Consider the following 17,481-nt stretch of genomic DNA (forward strand, 5'->3'; position numbering starts at 1 on the left):
GTTGGGGGGAGGGGGGGGGGGGGGGGGGGGGGGGGTGCCCGGGGTAGATGGTGCAGTCGTGGGGTGCCGCGTGGAGATAGCTGGGTGAGTTCGAGGGGCGGGCTGGCAGAGCTGATCGCGGGCCCGAACGTAAGGGCAGGCACGGGTGAGCACGCATCAGAGGATCGGGACGAGTTCGAGGGTGCACTGGGTGGTTCGGGGGCGAGTTCGAACATGTACGGGGGTGGTCGAACGAAATCGAGCGCCCTGGGGCGGCACAGGGTGTGGCTGTGCGCCCGAGGGGTGCTCGGATGTTCTCGATACTCGCCGGTGACTGTGGGCGTGCGGGTGTTAATTGCGGAGGCGGGTGAGTTTGGCGCGGTAGCGTTTCAGGCTTTCGGCCAGGATGTATTCGGGGTGGTGGAGGTGGTTGACCTGCGGAGTGCGGTGTGGGTCGATCTCGACTGGTGGCCGCCATTGGGTGCGTCCGGCCAACGCGGATCCGGCCGGGACTGTTTCGGTGGCCCACCCGTGGGGATTGTCGGGGTCGGCGGTGATTTGGGCGTGGCAGCTGTCGCAGACCAGGGTCAGATTGTCGATGTCGGTGGGGCCGCCTGTGGCCCAGGGGATGATGTGGTGCATGGCGCACATGGTGGCGGGGGCGGTGCAGCCGGGGCGGGTGCAGCCGCGTTCGATGGCGGTTTTGGCGCGGCGCTGCCAATTGTTGGCGAGGCGGGGGCCCTCGCCGAGGTAGAGCGGTTTGCCGTGGTGTTTGTCGAAGATCATCAGCAGCGGGATGGCGCCTTCGGCCATGCGCCAGGCGTCGCGGATCGGGATGGTGGTGCCGGTCGCGGTTACCGCGTGGCCGGTGCCGTGCAGCAGGTCGGTGACGTCCATGGTCAGGGTGACCGCGACCGGCAGTCCGCGGTGGGTACCGAGGTCGGTGCGGCCGGGGCCGCCGCCGGAGGACAGGAAGGCTTTGAGTGCGTCGTGGTTGCGTTGGGTGGTGGTGCGGGTGTCGCGGGCGATGGCCGCGTGCAGGCGGGCGGGATCGAACCCGGCGGCACCGACACCAGCGGCACCGACACCGGCGACAGTGACACCGCCAGCACCGACACTGTCAGCGGCCGTGGCACCGGCAGCACGGACACCGGTGGGGATGACTCCGGAGACAGCGACACTGTCGGCGCGGATATCGCCAGCAGCGACACCGTCCACACAGACGACACCGGCATCGACGCCGCCACCGGCAGTCGCGCTGTCAGCACCGACACCGCCGATACCGACCCCGTCGGCGCGGACGGTGTCGACACTCATGCCGTGGGCGTTGACTCCGTCGGAGTCCTCGGGGTCGTGGGTGCCGGGGCGGGGGCTGTCGGGGTCGTCGGGCATGCACATGCCCGGTCGCGCCCATTTCGCCAGGACGGTGTCGAGCAACGCCCGTAACTCGGGGTCGATGCATCCGGTGAGGTCGGACATGCCGTCGAGGCGTTGCGGGGAGAGGGTGAGTCCGCGCTGGCGGGCGCGGTCATGGTCGGTGGTGAGGGTTCCGTCGGGGTCGAGGAATCCGAGCAGGCGGTCTCCGACGTGGGTGAGTTGTTCGGGGGCGAGGGTGCGGGCGGCGTCGGCGAGGTGTTCTTCGGCGAGGGTGCGGGTGGCGGTGTCGATGGCGTCGGGTAACCGGTGCATCACGCGCATGACCGCGCGGGCGTGGGTGGGCGAGATCGCGCCCTCGGCTTGCGCGGCCGCGGTGGCGGGCAGCGACGGTTCGCGCACCGCGCCGCTGGGTTCGCGGAACGCTCCCAGGGCGTGGGCGGCGTCGATGCGGGAGGCGGCTTCGAAGCGGGACAGGCGCAGGGTTTCCACCAGGTAGCGGTGCAGGCCGCGGCGGCCGATCATGCGGGGCAGGTGCCGGTCGCTGGTTTCGATGAGCAGGCGATGCGAGACCGACTCCGCGATCCGACGGCAGGTCTCGAAAGCAGCGAGCAGGCCCTCGAATTCGTCATCGGTGAGGGCGGCCAGGTCCACGGTCTGCAACGCGGTCAAGCCCGCGCGCACAGCGGCGATACCGCCGTCGCTGTCGTGGATTCCCTCCCCCGGATTCATACGTTCATTCTATCGCGAAATGCATTGCGGTAGAACGGAAAACAGTATCTGAACTGCGGATATTCAGATACGAAATGTCCGTTCTGAACCTATTTCACAGCCCATGCTCGTGAACCCACGCCGCAACCTGTGTTCGCGATGTGAATCCGAGCTTGGTGAGAATGTGCTCCACATGCGTTTCCGCCGTGCGAGTGGAAATCACCAATTCGGTGGCAATGCGCTTATTGCTGTACCCAGCGGCTATCAGGCGCGCGACGTCCTTTTCTCGTCGGGTGAGGACATCGGTTTCGGCGGTGGTCGTGGCGGAGACGCGTGGCGGACGGCGGGGGGCCGAGGGTTCGGGGTCCGTGATCGGGGCGGGGGTGCGGCCCAGGGCGTAGTCGATGGCGTCTTCCAGCGGGACGTTGGCTCCGGCGTTGAACTGATCGCGGAATATCTTGTCCCCCAGTGCCTGACGAACGCGGTGGCGTTCCTCGTCGGCGATGACGCTGGTGATGTGGTGGGCCAGGCGGACCGTGCTGCGTTGCAGGGTTTCGGCCGCGCCCATCAGACGGGCGGCACGGTGCGGTTCGCCGCGTGCGGCCTCGGTCCAGGCCAGGCCCTCGAAGGCCGAGGCCAGCCAGACGCAGCGTTCGAACAGGGCCAGTTGTTCGATGGAGCGGACGTGGTAGTGGGCGGCGGTGTCGTAGTCGCCGCGTCGCCAGTGCACGATGCCGACGGTCCACAGGGCCAGGCCGCCGAGCAGGTGGGAGCCGGAATCCTCGGTGAGCTTCAGGAAGCGTTCGGCCAGTTCCGCGCCGCCGGTGGCGTGCGTGACCTCCGCGCACATGAAGGCGAAGGCGTGGCTGTCCATTTCGATGGCGGGTTGGCCGGTGTCCACGGCCAGGTCGATGGCGGTGCGGGCCAGTTCCAGGGCTCGGCTGCCGTCGCCCTCGGTGAAGGCCAGCAGGGAGCGGTCCAGGTTGATTTCGGGTAGCAGGTCGGTATTGCCGAGATGCGTTGCCAGCACCAGGCATTCGTGGACCAGCCGGGCCGCGGACGCCCGATCGGACAGTAGCGCCGCCAGGGAGGCCGCGGAGGACAGGGCGCGGGCGCGAGCCCGGGTGGGTTCGGGGTTGAGTTCCAGGGCTTCGGTGAGCCAGCGGTAGCCCTCGGAGAGGAAGCGGTGGTGCTCCCAGAACGGGCGCAGCACGCTCACCGTCTCCATGGTGGCCAGCGGCTCGTCCTGGAGTCCGGAGCGCAGTGCCGCACGGAGATTCGCGTGTTCCCGGGTCAGGTCGCGGAACCAGGCCACGTCCTCGCCCGTCCAATAGGCGGTCTGGCCGCGCAGGGCCAGCTGCCGGTAGTGCTCACGATGGCGGGTGCGCACGGCCTGCACATCGCCGCGCGCGGCCAGTCGGTCGGCGGCGAACTGGCGGATGGGCTCCAGCATCGAATATCGGCCCACCGTGCCGTCATAGCGTGGCGTCAGCACCGATTTGTCCACCAGGCCGGTGAGCGCCTCCATGAGCGACGCGCCGCCCAGATCGCACACCGCCTCGGCGGCATCGATGTCGAAGCCGCCGGCGAAGACCGAAAGCTGTTCCCACAGCAGCTGTTCCGCGGGTGTGCACAGGTCGTAGCTCCAGCGGATCGCGCCCTCGATGGTCTGTTGGCGCTGCGGGGCCGTGCGCGGGCCGGCGCTGAGCAGATCCATGGTGTCGTCGAGGCGGGCCAGGATCTGTTCGGGGGTGAACATGCGCAGGCGCAGGGCCGCCAGTTCCAGGGCCAGCGGCATACCCTCCAGGCGGCTGACGATCTCGGCGAGGACGGGACGGTTCGCCGCCGTCACCCTGAAACCGGGGTTCGCCGCGCTGGCTCGTTCGACGAACAGGCGCATGGCGTCGCCGTCTTCGCCCGACCCGTCCTCCCGCACCGGCAGCGGCGGGACCGGCATCACCTGCTCGCCGGGAATCCCCAGCACCTCGCGGCTGGTCGCCAGCACCCGCACATCCGGCGTGGTGGCGATGATCCGCCCCACCAGTGCGGCGCACGCGTCGATCAGATGCTCACAGTTGTCGAGAATCAGCAGCAGGCGTTTGTCGGCCAGGAATTCGGTGAGCCGCGGCAGCGGGGCCGTGGTCTCGTCGCGCAGCTCCAGTGTCTCGGCCACGCTGAGCGTCACCAGATTCGGGTCCTGCACGTCGGCCAGCTCCACCAGCCAGACGCCGTCCGGGAACGCTCGGGCCACCAGCTTCCCGACCTGTCTGGACAGCCGCGTCTTACCCATTCCGCCCGGTCCCAGCAGGGTCAGCACCCGGGTGGAGGGCAGCAAGCGCTTCGCGGTAGCCAGCTCGTCGCGGCGGCCGACGAAACTTGTGACCTCTTCAGCGAGGTTTCCGATGACACGCCGCGCCATGGGATCAACCTAAGGTATCGCGCACTGTCTCGGCCAGCACACGCGAATAAAAGCCGGAATAATCGGACAGGGCCGCGTGGCGGAATCGTGCCGGGACGTCGGGGTCAGTGCGCGGCGGCTCCTGTCAGGAAGGATGTCATGGCGGCGGCCACCGCGTCGGGGCGGTCGAGCATGGACAGCACGTAGGCGTCCTCGATCTCGACCAGCTGTCCGTGGGGTAGCAACTCGGCCAGGCGGCGGCCGTGCTCGCGCGGCATCACCCTGCCCGCCGCGGACCACAGCACCAGGGCGTCGCCCGAGAAGTTCCGCAGCGCTTCGGTATCGGCGATCAGGTCTGCTGTGCGGAAACCGGATCGAGTGTAGGACAGCAGATCCCGGCGAATGCGCCGGTCTCGCAGTCCCGGTTCGGTCCAGCCGCGAACCATATCGTCCGGCAGCGGCTCGCGCGCCATCCAGCCGAACATGAGCGGGGAGCGGCGCAGCCACGGTATCCGCATCTCGCGCAGCGCCAGCCACACTCCGCCCGGTGTGTAGGAGGCCAGCATGGACGTCTTGCCCGGCAGTCCGGGCGGGAAGTTGTCGAATGCCTCGCACGGCGTGATGATCAGCCGCCCGACCCGCTCATCCAGTCCGTACGCGGTGAGGAAGAGCCCACCGCCCCAATCGTTGTGCACGAGGGTCACCTCGCGCAGGTCGAGAGCGGCGAGGAAGTCGGCGATAATCCGGTTCTGGCCGCGCAGGCTCAGGTCCGTGCCCGGCCGCATCGGCTCCGGATGCGCGCCCAGCGGCAGATCCGGCAGCACGTACCGGAACCCCGCGGGCAGCCGGTCGAGCACTCGGTCCCAGATGGTGTGGTTCATGAGCAGGCCGTGTAGCAGTACCACGGGCGGCCCCTCGCCGCGCTCGACATAGTGGATCCGACCTGCGGCGATATCGACAGTGGGCATCTCTCACCTCCGGTAGAGCAGACGCTCTAGTGTGTTTGCTCTAGTCTGGTGGGGTGAGCGAGAAGATGTCAACCGGTACCAGGGACCGCCTCGTCACGGCGGTCGCCGAGCTCATGCGGGTGCACGGCTACAGCGCGGTCACGGTCAAACAGATCACCGTCGCTTCCGGTGCGCCCATGGGCTCGCTCTACCACCACTTCCCGGGCGGCAAGCCGCAGCTCGCGGCGGAGGCGCTGCGCACCTCCGGTGCGGCCTACATCCAACTGCTGCCCCTGCTCATGGACCCGCACGACGACCTGCGCGCGGCCGTCCCCGCCGCCTTCGCCGCGGCCGCCGACGCCATCGAGCAGAGCGGCTGGATGAACATGTGCCCGGTCGGCACGGTCGCGGGCGAGATCGCGGACAGCGAACCCGATCTGCGCGCGGTCGCCGCCGAGGTCGTCACCGACTGGATCGACCGGGGCACAAGCTATTTCGTGCGTCGTGGCCTCACTCCGACCGACGCCCGCGAGATCATCCTCGCCATCCTGTCCGCGCTCGAGGGCGCGTTCATCCTGAGCCGAACCCTCCGCTCGGCCGAACCCCTGCACGCCGCCGGCGCGGCCATGGCGGCGCGTCTGGAAAACCTGCTGAGAGCACCGAAAGCGGCTGCGGCACCACAGGGCGCGAACCGCGATCTCGATGCCACCCGGGCGGCCGCGGATCAGGGGTAGCCGACGGCCGGGTCCACGTCGGTGAGTTGATGTCGCATGCGGTCGCGCTTGGTCCGTAGGTAGCGCACGTTGTGTTCGGTCGGGCGGGTTTGCAGGGGGATGCGGTCGGTGACCGCGATGCCGTGCGCCTCGAGCCCGGACTGTTTGGCGGGGTTGTTGCTGAGCAGCCGTGCGGAACGCACGTCGAGGTCGGCGAGGATGCGGGCGGCGGCAGCGTAATCGCGGGCGTCGACGGGTAGGCCGAGGGCGAGATTGGCGTCCACGGTGTCGGCGCCGTCGTCCTGTAATTCATAGGCGCGCAGCTTGTTCAGCAGGCCGATTCCCCGGCCCTCCTGGCCGCGCAGGTACACCACCACCCCGCGGCCCGCGTGGGCGACGGACCGCAGGGCGGCGTCGAGCTGTGCGCCGCAATCGCAGCGCAGGGAACCGAGGGCGTCGCCGGTGAGGCATTCCGAATGCACGCGGACGAGGGTGTCCGTGCCCGCCGGATCCCCGTACACCAGTGCCAGATGCTCGGCATCGGAACACTCGTCGGCGTAGCCGATGACCCGGAACTCACCCGCCGGAGTGGGCAGGCGTGTCTCGGCCACCCGAGATACACCGGGCTCCCGCCGCTTTCGGTAGGCGATGAGGTCGGCGATGGAGATGACGGGCAGGTCGTGGGCGCGCGCCAGGGCGAGCAGCTCGGGCAGCCGCGCCACGGAACCGTCGTCGGTGACCACCTCCGCGATCACCCCGGCGGGCCGCATTCCGGCCAGTCGCAGCAGGTCGACGGCGGCTTCGGCATGGCCCGGACGGCCCAGTACGCCACGGGGATTCGCGCGCAGCGGCAGCACGTGCCCGGGGCGCGTCAACTGCTCCGGGGTTGTGCGCGGATCGGCCAGCAGGCGCATGGTGTGCGCCCGGTCGGCGGCGGAGATCCCGGTGCTCACCCCCGACGCGGCATCCACCGCCACCGCGTAGGCGGTTCCCCTGGGGTCCTGGTTCACCGCGGTCATGGGCGGCAGCCGGAGTCGGTCGAGATCGGCTCCCGGCATGGGGACGCACAGCAGACCGCTGGTGTGCCGCACCAGGAACGCGATGCGTTCGGCCGTCGCGTGCTCGGCGGCGAGCACGAGAGCACCCTCGCTCTCGCGGTTCTCGTCGTCCGCCACGAGCACCATCTCGCCGCGTGCGAGCGCCGCCACCGCGTTCGCGATCGGGTCGAGTTGACCGGTCATCGTCGACCACCTCCTCCGGTATGTCACATCGAAATATGCCGGGCCGAGAACAGCGAGGTAGCGTCCCGCTGACCGGATCCGGCCCGGAGGCACAACGCCTCCGGGCCGCAGGTCGGTCGGGTTCGGTCCACTCAGTAGGCGGTGCCGCCGGTGGCCGGGGTGCGGCCGTGTTTCATCCAGATCGCGCCCAGCAGCGCGATCAGCGAGGTCGCCGCGATCACCCAGAAGGTGATTTCGTATCCGCGGTCGGAGAACAGCAGCGGAATCTCGTTGGTGACCGTCGGCTGCCCGGTCACCGTCACATCCGCGGCGACCGGATTGGCGTGCAGGAAGGCGGTCGCCACCGCGAGTCCGATGGCCACGCCCATGGCCTGCATGACGCCGAGCATGCCCGCGCTGACGCCCTGCTGCTGGGCGGGCACCGCCTCCACGATGAGATTGGGCGTGGCCGCGTAGTAGATGCCGAACGCGATGCCGAAGACCGCGCTGATCAGGGCGAGGGTCACCCAGCCGTGCCCGAGTGCGGCATAGGCGACGGCCGCGCCGACGAAGATGCACAGCGCCACGATCAGCGGAATGCGCGCACCCGACCGGCGAATCCACAGCCCGGCCACGAAACCGAAGATCATGGAGATCACCGCCTGCGCCAACGCGAGGTGGGTGGCGAACTCCAGCAGACTGAAGCCCTCGCCGTAGGAATACCCCGGATTCATCTCCACCCGCACCATATCCGGCGGCAGCTGCGCGAGCACCGCCTCCTCGGGCACCTGAACCGCGCCCGGCGGCAGCTCCACCCCGGGCGGCAGCTGTGCGCGGGCCTGCTCCTCGGCGGCGGCCTGCGCCTGCTGCATCGCACCGGCTTTCACCTGTTCCCAGGTGGCGGCGGTGACCTCGCCGGCCACCGCGGACTCGGGCGGCGACTGGGTCATGTAGCCGATGGCGTAGGACTGATATCCGATCATGAACGAGGCCAGCAGGGCGATGAACAGCACCACGCTCACCCGCGGCGTGAACAGCAGCTTCATATCCATGATCGGCTGTTTCACCCGCAGCTCCACCACCGGGAACAGCGCCAGCAGCACCAGGCCGCCGATCAGGTAGGCCAGCGAGGTGGGTTCGGTCCATCCCCACGCCTGGCCGTTGTCCAGGTAGATCAGGGTGAGCACCGCGCCCGCGCCCAGCAGGGCCGCGCCGACGACGTCGAGCCGCTGCGGCACTCGCAGTTTCGATTCCGGCACCACCAGGATCACCAGCGGGATCATGACGGCGGTGAAGATGAACAGGAACCAGAAGATGGCTCGCCAGCTGTTGTGCTCCACGATCCAGCCGCCGATGAGCGGACCGGCCAGCGCCGAGACGCCCAGGCCGGTGGCGGCGATGCCGATGCCCACCGGAACCAGCCTGCGCGGCATGAGATCTCGAATGAGTCCGTAGGAGATCACCGCGGTGGCGATGGCCGTCGCCTGCAGGCCCCGGCCGAACAGGAACAGCAGCCAGTTGCTGGTGACCGCGCAGATGACACAGCCGATCATGAACAGCACGCCGCAGGTGAGGAACATCTTCTTCTTGCCCCAGATATCGCTCAGCTTGCCGATGAGCGGTGAGGTGGCGGCGCCGATGACGCCGAAGATGATGATGGCCCAGTTCAGATTGGCGCCCACGGTCGGGAAGCTGGGCGCGATCTGGCGCAGTGCCGCCGACACCATGACGTATTGCATGGGTGCGACCTCGGTGAACAGCACGATCACCGCGAGGACGCCGAAGATCCTCAGCTTCGACGCGCCGTCGAGACGGCCGGTGTCCTCATCGCCGACGCCCGGCGGCGTCGTGGTTTCGACGGAGGTGTACATATTCGTCCTCCAGGTGGGTAGGTAACACGATGGCGTGAACCGTGTCACACCCGGAGATCGCCGAGTACAACCGAGTTCGGTCAGTGGGAATTATCGGAGTTCCGGTTCCCGGCGGCCTTGCGCCGGTTACGCTTCCTCGCCAGTTTGTCGAGGTCGTCCAGGAGATCCCGGGCGAATTCCCGCTCCGCCTCGTAATGGCGTACGCACCAGCGCAATACCGCGCTCGGATAGGCCCATTCCGGATTGGCGTCCGCCCCGTCGGCGTCGGCCTGGGCGCGCCGTCGCATGGTTTCGGCGTAGTCGATGTGCTGGCTCAGTATTTCGCGCATCCGCTCCGGTTCGGCCAGGTGGCCGAGCCAGGCCCGCAGCATCACGCTGTGTTTCAGCACCGGGGCCTCGACGGGGGAGTGGTTCACCCAGTGCGCGGCGGCCTCGCGACCCGATTCGGTAATGGCGTACATGCGTTTTCCGCGCATGCCGTCCTCGGACACCACGGTGCGCGAGGTCGCGTAACCGTGTTTCTCCAACCGTTTGAGTTCGGCGTAGATCTGACTGAACGACGGACTCCAATAGAAGAACTGGAGACTCCAGTCGGCCCATTTCTTCAGGTCGTAGCCGGACAGTTCGTCGGCGTGCGAGAGCATTCCGAGTACGGCCCATGCGGTCGTCGGAAGGTCCGGGCGCTGCCCGTCGGAATGCCCGGACCGCGCTGCTGCGCCTTCGGTCATCACTGCAATCTACCCCCGGCCGTCCGGGCTCAGCGCCAGTGGGCACGACGCGGGAACAGGGTGCGGCCGGCCTCGTGCGCCACCTCGAGCACCACCCGGGCCAGCCGGTCGAAGCTCATGGCGTCGGCGCGCCCCGACAGCGAGATGGCCGCGGGCGCGGTGCCGCGTCCCCGCAGCGGCGCTGCCACGCAGGCGATTCCGACCACCGCCTCCTCGCGGTCGATGGCGACGCCCTGACGCAGGCGGATCTGCTGGAGTTCGCGGCCGAGCGCGTCGGCGTCGCAGATGGTGCGCGGCGTCAGCCGGGGCAGCCGGGCGCGCACCGCGGCCTCGGCGATATTCGGTTCCAGGCAGGCCAGCATGGCCTTGCCGAGACCCGTTGCGTGCGCGGGCATCCGGCCGCCGAGCCGGGTGGGCAGGCTGGCGGCGAAACGACCACCGGCCTTGTCCAGGTACACCACGTCGCGCCCGTCGAGCACCGCGAGATGGCCGACCATGCCGGTGCGCTGGGACAGTTCGTGCAGCAGCGGGCTGACGGCGTCGCGGATCTCGTTGTGGTCGGCGGTGAGTCCGCCCAGTTCGAGGGCGCGCATACCCAGCCGATATCCGCCGGATGTGTGTGCCAGCCAGCGAAGTTTGATCATTTGGTCCAGAATGCGATGGACCGTCGAACGCGGCAGTCCGGTGCGCTCGACCAGGCCGAGCAGGGTGAGCGTCGGAGTGGAGGCATCGAACGCGTCCAGGATGAGCGTCATGCGCTCGATCATCGACACCGGGACCTCCGCGGCGGTGTTGCGAGCGTCTTTGGCGTGAGAGTCTCTGCCGCGCATGGGGGTTCGGTTCTCCGCCGAAGAGAGCAGGGCGACGGACATGAGTACCTCCGTTGGTTCGTGTCCAGTCTAGGACTATGCCGATTAGGCATGTACCTGTTTCGGACGTTGTGCTACCCATCACAGTGCCCTGCGGCGCATACGGAGGAATCGGGAGAACTACGTATGTTCCACGGATCCGTGTCCCGGTGACCGAACCCCGATATTGACGCTTCCTCGGCCCGACCTGCTGTTATGACTGCCAGCGATATTTCGGATCGAAATAAGGAGTTGCCGTGGAACCGGCTCTCGACGAGGTTCCGGCGATCGACGCGGCGGCGTTCAAGGCCGTGCTGGGGCGGTTCTGCTCCGGCGTCACCGTGATCACCGCGCTGGACGACGGGCATCCCGTCGGCTTCGCCTGCCAGTCCTTCGCCGCCCTGTCCCTGGACCCGCCGCTGGTGAGCTTCTTTCCGGCGCGCACCTCCACCACGTGGCCGCGCATCCGGCGGGTGGGCCGCTGCTGTGTGAACATCCTGGCCGACCATCAGGACGAGCTCTGCCGACGGCTGGGCCGCCGGGGACCGGACAAGTTCGCGGGCGTGGACTGGACGCCCTCGGCCAATGGCGCACCCCGGCTGGGCGGTGCGCTGGCCAGCATCGACTGCGAAGTCCACGACGAGGTCGACGGCGGTGACCACACCGTTGTCATCGCCCGCGTCACCGGCCTGACCGAACATTCCGACGCGTCGCCGCTGCTGTTCTACCGGGCGGCCTTCGAGCGTCTCGCCCAGCGGTAGTCCGGCGTCTCGATTACCGGTAGCCACCTCCCGGCCAGTGGGACTTCGCCTGCGACGCCCAGCACCGCGGCCGCAACCTCGAACCAACGGATTCTCGAAAGGACCTCACATGACCACCACGGACAGTGACGTGCGCGTGATCGACGCGGGCGCACCGCCCACGCGGTTCGCCCGCGGCTGGCACTGCCTGGGTCTGGCGGACTCCTTCCGCGACGGAAAGCCGCACCCCATCACGGCTTTCGGCACCGAACTGGTGGTGTTCGCCAGCGCCGACGGTGCGCTCAACGTGCTCAACGCCTACTGCCCGCACATGGGCGGCAACCTGGCCGACGGCACCGTCAAGGGCGATTCCCTGGCCTGCCCCTTCCACGACTGGCGCTGGAACGGCAAGGGCAAATGCACCGGCATCCCCTATGCGCGCCGGGTGCCGCCGCTGGCCCGCACCAGGGCCTGGCCAACCATGGAGCAGAACAAACAGCTCTTCGTGTGGAACGACCCGGAGCACCGGCAGCCGCCCGCCGAACTGGCCATTCCGCGGATCGACGGCGCGTTCGACGACGGCTGGACCGACTGGACCTGGAACAGCATGGTCGTCGACGCCAACGCCCGCGAGGTCATCGACAACGTGGTCGACATGGCGCACTTCTTCTACGTGCACTACGGCTTCCCGACCTTCTTCAAGAACGTCTTCGAGGGCCACGTCGCCAGCCAGTACATGACCTCCATCTCGCGCGAGGACATGATGGGCGAGACCGCGAAAGCCCTGGGCGGCAAGAACGTCCTGCATTCCGAGGCGTCCTACTACGGCCCCTCCTACATGATCGACTACCTGCGCAGCGAGAGCGCCGGGCTGACCGTCGAGGGTTACCTGATCAACTGCCACTACCCGGTCTCGGAGAACCGGTTCGTGCTCCAGTACGGGGCCATCGTCAAGAAGCCCGAGGGTATGGACGAGGAGCGGGCCCTCGAGATCGCGAACAAGTTCGCGGCCGGACTGGGCAAGGGGTTCGAACAGGACGCCGCCATCTGGAAGCGCAAGAGCCGCATCAACAATCCGCTGCTGTGCGAGGAGGACGGCCCGGTGTACCAGCTGCGCCGCTGGTACGAGCAGTTCTACACCGACGTCGCGGATGTCACCGAGGAGATGACCACCCGCTTCGAATTCGAGGTGGACACCACCCGCGCGGTCACCGCGTGGGAGGCGGAGGTCGCCGCGAACCTGGCCAAGGGCGCGACCGCGCCGTTCTGAGAGCCACTGTCATGGAACAGGTTTCGTGCCGGTCCTGCGGGACGTGCGTCGCGGTGGAGAAGTTCAGCCCGCAGCACACCAGCGTGCAGTGGAATAGCGCGGCCGTGGCCGCGTGTACCGGTCTGGCCCGCGACGGACTGCGCTCGCACACCTGCCCGGCGTTGCGGGCCAGCATCGAGAACGCGGTGGCGGCCGGGGAATTGGGTGTGAGCACGCGCGACGCGGACGTGCGCACCCGCGGCCGGACGCTGCGCTGAGCGTCGCGCCCGCCACCCGCCGGGCCGATGACATGCGGCCGCCGCGGGAACGAGTACTGGAGGAATGGATGACGGTGACAGAGCTGGAACCGGAAACGGCCCGGCGCGGCGGTGATATCGCCAGCGTGCGGGTGGTGCGGGTGGTGCGCGAAACCCCTGACGCGGTGTCGCTGGAACTCGTGCCCGAACCGGCGCACGCCGCACGCTTCGGCTACCGGCCCGGCCAGTTCCTGACGCTACGCGTCCCCAGTGCGCTGACCGGTTCGGTGAGCCGCTGCTACTCGCTGTCGAGCGCACCGCACGAGGGCGGCCCGCTCAAGGTCACCGTGAAACGCACCCCCGGCGGCTACGGCTCGAACTGGTTGTGCGACAACGCCGTCGCGGGCACCACCCTGGCGGCGCTGCCGCCGGCGGGCCTGTTCACCCCCGCTTCGCTGGACACCGACCTGCTGCTGTTCGGCGCGGGCAGCGGTATCACCCCGGTCCTGTCGATACTCAAGGCCGCACTCGCCGAGGGCACCGGCCACATCACGCTGTTCTACGCCAATCGCGACGCCGAATCGGTGATCTTCGCGGGCGAACTCGCCGCACTCGCCGCGGCGCATCCGGAACGGCTGCTGGTCTGGCAGTGGCTGGAGAGCGTGCAGGGCCTGCCGACCGTGGCGCAGCTGGCGGCGGCGGCGCGACCCTGGGCGGGGCGGGAGGTTTTCGTCTGCGGCCCCGGCCCGTTCATGGACGCTGTCACGTCGGCCTTGGCCCAACTCGGCGCGGACCGCGAACGGGTGCACCTGGAGAAGTTCGTCTCGCTCACCGGAAACCCCTTCGAGGACAACGGCACCGACACCGCACTCGACGACGGACCCGACTCCGGCGCACCGGCGACGGCGCACGTGCGGCTCGACGGCGAGCAGCACGAGGTGGACTGGCCGCGCCGCCGGACCCTGCTGGACGCCCTGCTGGCGCAGGGCATCGAAGCGCCCTATTCCTGCCGGGAGGGGGCGTGCAGCGCCTGTGTGTGCCGGGTGGTCTCGGGTGCGGTCGCCATGCGCCGCAACGAGGTGCTCACGGACGAGGACCTGGCCGAGGGCTATGTGCTCGCCTGTCAGGCCGTCCCGGAGACCGACGACGTCTCGGTCACCTATTCCTGATTCCCCGAGCTGATTTCCCCCGAGCTGATTTCCCCCGAGCTGATTTCCCCCGAACTGATTCCCCGAACCGATTCTCTCCGAACCCAGAGGAGTTCCCATGGCTGCCCTCAGCTCCCTCGGCTATGTGCGGGCGCGTATCGCCGACGTGCGGGCCTGGCGTGAATTCGCCTTCGACACCATCGGTTTCGCGGAGGGGTCGGGGCCGAATCCGGAATCGGTCTACCTGCGCACCGATGAGCACACCTACCGCTTCGAACTGGTGCCCGGCGACCGCGACGAGGTGATCGCCGTGGGCTGGCAGGTGGCCGACGGCCGGTCGCTGACCCTGGTGCGGGAAACCCTGGAGCAGGTGGGCGTCGCGGTCACCGCGCTGTCACCGGCCGAGGCCGCGGCCCGGCACGTGGAGGAGGCCATCGCGTTCACCGATCCGTCGGGCTTCACCATCGAGGTGTTCCACGGCCCGCTGCTCGACCACGGCCCGGTGCTCACCCGGCACGGCGCCCGCTTCGTCACCGGCGAACTGGGCCTCGGGCACGTGGTGCTGCCGGTGCGCGATATCGAGGCCGCGCGCAGGTTCTACACGGAGGTACTGGATTTCACCGCGCGCGGCTCCTTCCGGGTGGGTCCGCCGCAGCAGCCGATCTGGATCCGGTTCCTGGGCGTCAACGCCCGCCACCACAGCCTGGCGCTCATTCCGGGCAGCCGACCCGACGGTCCGGGCATCGTGCACGTGATGGTGGAGGTCGACACGCTCGACGACGTCGGCCGCGCCCTGGACCGCGTCACCGCGGCGGGCTACCACCTCTCGTCCACCCTGGGCCGTCACACCAACGACAAGATGATCTCGTTCTACGTGCGCACGCCGGGCGGCTGGGATCTCGAATTCGGCTGTGCCGGAATGCTCGTCGGCGAGGACTACGTCGCCGAAGAGATGACCGCCGACAGCTACTGGGGTCACGAATGGTCCAGGGGCTGAACCGGTCCGGGAACTGAATCAGGCCCATCGCGATCGTCCCACAACTGCATATCCGCAAAGGAGCGTCCACACGTGCATCAGCCCACCGCACCCGGACCCACCCGGTTCGGCTTCTTCATCGCGCCGTACCACCCGCTGAACGGCAATCCCACCCTGCAACTCCAGCGCGACCTGGAACTGGTGGAGCTGGCCGACCGGCTCGGTTTCGCCGAAGCCTGGGTGGGCGAGCACCATTCGGCCGGAATGGAGATCATCGCCGCGCCCGAGGTGTTCCTGGCCGCCGCCGCGCAGCGCACCACCCACATCCGGCTCGGCACCGGCGTGAACTCACTGCCCTATCACCAGCCGATGATGCTGGCCGACCGGCTGTGCCTGGTCGACCATCTCACCAAGGGGCGGCTCATGATGGGCATCGGCCCGGGGCAGCTGGCCTCCGACGCGGCCATGATGGGCATACCCCAGTCCCGCCAGCGCGACATGATGCACGAGTCGATGGACGTACTCGTCCGGCTGTTGCGTGGTGAGGTGGTCACGGCCGAGACGGACTGGTTCGAGCTCGACGAGGCCCGCCTGCAACTGCTGCCCTATCAGCAGCACGGCCTGGAAATGGCGGTGGCGTCCACGATCTCGCCGTCCGGTGCGGTGCTGGCCGGACGCCACGGCGCGGGGCTGCTCTCCCTCGCGGCCTCCGATCCCAGCGGCTACGAGGCGCTGCTGCCCAACTTCCGGGTCTACGAGCAGACCATGGCCGAGTACGGTCACACCGTGCGCCGCGCCGACTGGCGGCTGGTCGCACCCATGCACCTGGCCGAGACCCGCGACCGGGCGCGGCGCGAAGTCGAATGGGGCATCGGGCATCTGGTGGACTACATCCGCAAGCTCAGCGGCATGGACGTGCCCTGGGGCGATACCGCCGCCGAGGCGGTGGCGCAGTGGGTCGGCCCCGGATTCCCCGCCTTCGGCCGGGCCACCATCGGCACCCCGGACGACGCCATCGCCGCCATCACCGATCTGGCCGAGCAGTCCGGCGGATTCGGCACCTTCCTGGTGCTGGCGCTCGACGTGGCCGACCGGGACGCCACCCGGCGTTCGGCGCGGCTGTTCGCCGAACACGTCATTCCGCACTTCACCCGCGCCAACCGCAATCGGGTGGCCTCGCTGGACTGGGCCAACGCCAACAGTGAGCGACTCATGTCCGGTATGCGGGCCGGAGTGGAGGCCGCCTTCGAACGGCACGGGCAGGCGCTGGCCGCCGCGCTCCGGCCCCGTCGGGAAGGACGCTGAGATGCGCGCGGTAGTCATGCGTGATCGGCGGCTCGTGGTCGACGAGGTGCCCGAACCGGTGCCCGGACCCGGTCAGGTGCTGGTGGAGACGATCGCCTGCGGAATCTGCGGTTCCGACAAACAGGCCCTCGACCACACCGACGCATTCCTGCAGGCGTCCCGCGACAGCGGCGTGCCCACCTTCCTGTTCGACCCGCATCGCGACCTGGTCATGGGCCATGAACTGGCGGCCCGGGTGATCGGGGCCGGACCGGATACGCCCTACACCGAGGGCCAGGCCGTGGTCGCGCTGCCGTGGGCGCTGGACGCGGCGGGCGTCATCCACGGCGTCGGGTACTCCAACGACTTCCCGGGCGGCTACGGGGAGCGCATGGTGTTGCAGGCCATGGCGCTGGAGCCCATTCCCGACCATGTGCCGCCGCGGGTGGCGGCCCTGACCGAACCGCTGGCCGTCGGCTTCGGCAATGTCGCCCGTACGGGTATCGGCCCGGAGGGCACCGGCATCGTGATCGGCTGCGGACCCGTGGGTCTGGGTGCGGTGGCGGCGCTCGCGGAGCGCGGCGCGGCACCGATCGTTGCCTCGGATCCGTCCCCGCTGCGCCGGGCGGCGGCGCTCCGGTTGGGGGCGCACCGGGTGATCGATCCGGCCGCCGAGGACCCCGTGGACGTCTGGCGGGAGCAGGCCGCGCCCGGGCAGCAGTTGCACGTCTGGGTGTGCGCCGCGGTGCCCGGACTGCTCAACGACCTGCTGTACCGGTGTCCGCGCGAAACCCGGATTCTCCAGGTGGGCGCGGTCATGACCGATGACGTGATTCGGCCCATCGTGGGCATCTACAAGGACATCTCGGTGCAGATGTGCATGGTGTACCCGCACGAGGAGTACGCGCGCACCCTGCGCCGCATCGCCGAGGGCACCGTCGACGCGGCCTCGCTCATCACCGACGAGGTCGGTTTCGACGGCGTCGTGGGAGCGATCGAGGCGCTGCGCCGCCCCGACGACCACATCCAGATCCTGGT

15 protein-coding genes are annotated in these 17,481 nt (G+C 69.0%); 8 read left to right on the forward strand and 7 right to left on the reverse strand.

Annotation, left to right across the window (positions count from 1 at the left end; translation table 11 throughout):
* Positions 1 to 330: 330 nt before the first annotated feature.
* From QK444_RS15200 to QK444_RS15210, 3 genes are all read right to left on the reverse strand, one after another.
* The gene (locus QK444_RS15200; RefSeq protein ID WP_282780841.1) at positions 331 to 2,085 is read right to left on the reverse strand and encodes an HNH endonuclease signature motif containing protein; all 1,755 of its coding nucleotides are present in this window, start codon (positions 2,083 to 2,085) and stop codon (positions 331 to 333) included.
* Between the two features lie 94 nt (positions 2,086 to 2,179).
* Entirely contained in the window at positions 2,180 to 4,483 is a 2,304-nt protein-coding gene (locus QK444_RS15205; RefSeq protein WP_282780843.1) for a LuxR C-terminal-related transcriptional regulator, read from the reverse strand.
* Between the two features lie 104 nt (positions 4,484 to 4,587).
* On the reverse strand, positions 4,588 to 5,430 hold the full coding sequence (locus QK444_RS15210; protein ID WP_282780845.1) for an alpha/beta hydrolase: 843 nt from the start codon (positions 5,428 to 5,430) through the stop codon (positions 4,588 to 4,590).
* Between the two features lie 53 nt (positions 5,431 to 5,483).
* On the opposite strand from QK444_RS15210, the gene QK444_RS15215 reads away from it, so the two are divergent.
* Positions 5,484 to 6,143, forward strand: coding sequence for a TetR/AcrR family transcriptional regulator (locus QK444_RS15215; RefSeq protein WP_282780847.1), 660 nt, complete (start codon positions 5,484 to 5,486; stop codon positions 6,141 to 6,143).
* Here QK444_RS15215 and QK444_RS15220 read toward each other — a convergent pair.
* From QK444_RS15220 to QK444_RS15235, 4 genes are all read right to left on the reverse strand, one after another.
* On the reverse strand, positions 6,134 to 7,363 hold the full coding sequence (locus QK444_RS15220) for a bifunctional 3,4-dihydroxy-2-butanone-4-phosphate synthase/GTP cyclohydrolase II (RefSeq protein ID WP_282780848.1): 1,230 nt from the start codon (positions 7,361 to 7,363) through the stop codon (positions 6,134 to 6,136). The two genes, QK444_RS15215 and QK444_RS15220, sit on opposite strands and share 10 nt — an antisense overlap.
* Positions 7,364 to 7,494: 131 nt before the next feature.
* A complete protein-coding gene (locus QK444_RS15225; protein WP_282780850.1) occupies positions 7,495 to 9,213 on the reverse strand; it encodes an MFS transporter in 1,719 nt (572 codons plus the stop codon).
* 80 nt (positions 9,214 to 9,293) lie between these two features.
* Positions 9,294 to 9,941 (reverse strand): PadR family transcriptional regulator, encoded by a 648-nt coding sequence (locus QK444_RS15230; protein WP_282780852.1) that lies wholly within the window; start codon positions 9,939 to 9,941, stop codon positions 9,294 to 9,296.
* Between the two features lie 29 nt (positions 9,942 to 9,970).
* Positions 9,971 to 10,708: an IclR family transcriptional regulator gene (locus QK444_RS15235; protein WP_282780865.1), complete on the reverse strand. Its 738-nt coding sequence runs from the start codon at positions 10,706 to 10,708 to the stop codon at positions 9,971 to 9,973.
* 338 nt (positions 10,709 to 11,046) lie between these two features.
* Here QK444_RS15235 and QK444_RS15240 point away from each other — a divergent pair, with 338 nt between their 5' ends.
* The 7 genes from QK444_RS15240 to QK444_RS15270 form a co-directional block, all read left to right on the forward strand.
* Positions 11,047 to 11,550 carry a flavin reductase family protein gene (locus QK444_RS15240; protein WP_282780853.1) on the forward strand — a complete coding sequence of 168 codons (504 nt, stop codon included), beginning with the start codon at positions 11,047 to 11,049 and terminating at the stop codon, positions 11,548 to 11,550.
* A gap of 109 nt (positions 11,551 to 11,659) precedes the next feature.
* A complete protein-coding gene (locus tag QK444_RS15245) occupies positions 11,660 to 12,799 on the forward strand; it encodes a Rieske 2Fe-2S domain-containing protein (protein WP_282780854.1) in 1,140 nt (379 codons plus the stop codon).
* Positions 12,800 to 12,852: 53 nt separating this feature from the next.
* The gene (locus QK444_RS15250) at positions 12,853 to 13,056 is read left to right on the forward strand and encodes a hypothetical protein (RefSeq protein ID WP_282780856.1); all 204 of its coding nucleotides are present in this window, start codon (positions 12,853 to 12,855) and stop codon (positions 13,054 to 13,056) included.
* 68 nt (positions 13,057 to 13,124) lie between these two features.
* The gene (locus QK444_RS15255) at positions 13,125 to 14,204 is read left to right on the forward strand and encodes a ferredoxin--NADP reductase (protein WP_282780858.1); all 1,080 of its coding nucleotides are present in this window, start codon (positions 13,125 to 13,127) and stop codon (positions 14,202 to 14,204) included.
* 97 nt (positions 14,205 to 14,301) lie between these two features.
* Complete coding sequence (locus tag QK444_RS15260; protein WP_282780860.1) at positions 14,302 to 15,180, forward strand: VOC family protein; 879 nt, start codon at positions 14,302 to 14,304, stop codon at positions 15,178 to 15,180.
* Positions 15,181 to 15,252: 72 nt separating this feature from the next.
* Positions 15,253 to 16,464, forward strand: coding sequence for an LLM class flavin-dependent oxidoreductase (locus QK444_RS15265; RefSeq protein ID WP_282780862.1), 1,212 nt, complete (start codon positions 15,253 to 15,255; stop codon positions 16,462 to 16,464).
* A 1-nt stretch (position 16,465) separates the two neighbouring features.
* Positions 16,466 to 17,481 (forward strand): zinc-binding dehydrogenase (locus QK444_RS15270; protein ID WP_282780863.1); only part of this gene is annotated, 1,016 nt, incomplete at its 3' end.

The sequence above is a fragment of the Nocardia sp. CC201C genome, from assembly GCF_030010695.1.
GTDB lineage: Bacteria > Actinomycetota > Actinomycetes > Mycobacteriales > Mycobacteriaceae > Nocardia > Nocardia otitidiscaviarum.

Coding starts and splice junctions, on each gene's coding strand:
- QK444_RS15200 (WP_282780841.1), bottom strand. CDS start 2,085: ATGAATCCGGGGGAGGGAATCCACGACAGCGACGGCGGTATCGCCGCT.
- QK444_RS15205 (WP_282780843.1), bottom strand. CDS start 4,483: ATGGCGCGGCGTGTCATCGGAAACCTCGCTGAAGAGGTCACAAGTTTC.
- QK444_RS15210 (WP_282780845.1), bottom strand. CDS start 5,430: ATGCCCACTGTCGATATCGCCGCAGGTCGGATCCACTATGTCGAGCGC.
- QK444_RS15220 (WP_282780848.1), bottom strand. CDS start 7,363: ATGACCGGTCAACTCGACCCGATCGCGAACGCGGTGGCGGCGCTCGCA.
- QK444_RS15225 (WP_282780850.1), bottom strand. CDS start 9,213: ATGTACACCTCCGTCGAAACCACGACGCCGCCGGGCGTCGGCGATGAG.
- QK444_RS15230 (WP_282780852.1), bottom strand. CDS start 9,941: ATGACCGAAGGCGCAGCAGCGCGGTCCGGGCATTCCGACGGGCAGCGC.
- QK444_RS15235 (WP_282780865.1), bottom strand. CDS start 10,708: ATGATCGAGCGCATGACGCTCATCCTGGACGCGTTCGATGCCTCCACT.
- QK444_RS15245 (WP_282780854.1), top strand. CDS start 11,660: ATGACCACCACGGACAGTGACGTGCGCGTGATCGACGCGGGCGCACCG.
- QK444_RS15255 (WP_282780858.1), top strand. CDS start 13,125: ATGACGGTGACAGAGCTGGAACCGGAAACGGCCCGGCGCGGCGGTGAT.
- QK444_RS15260 (WP_282780860.1), top strand. CDS start 14,302: ATGGCTGCCCTCAGCTCCCTCGGCTATGTGCGGGCGCGTATCGCCGAC.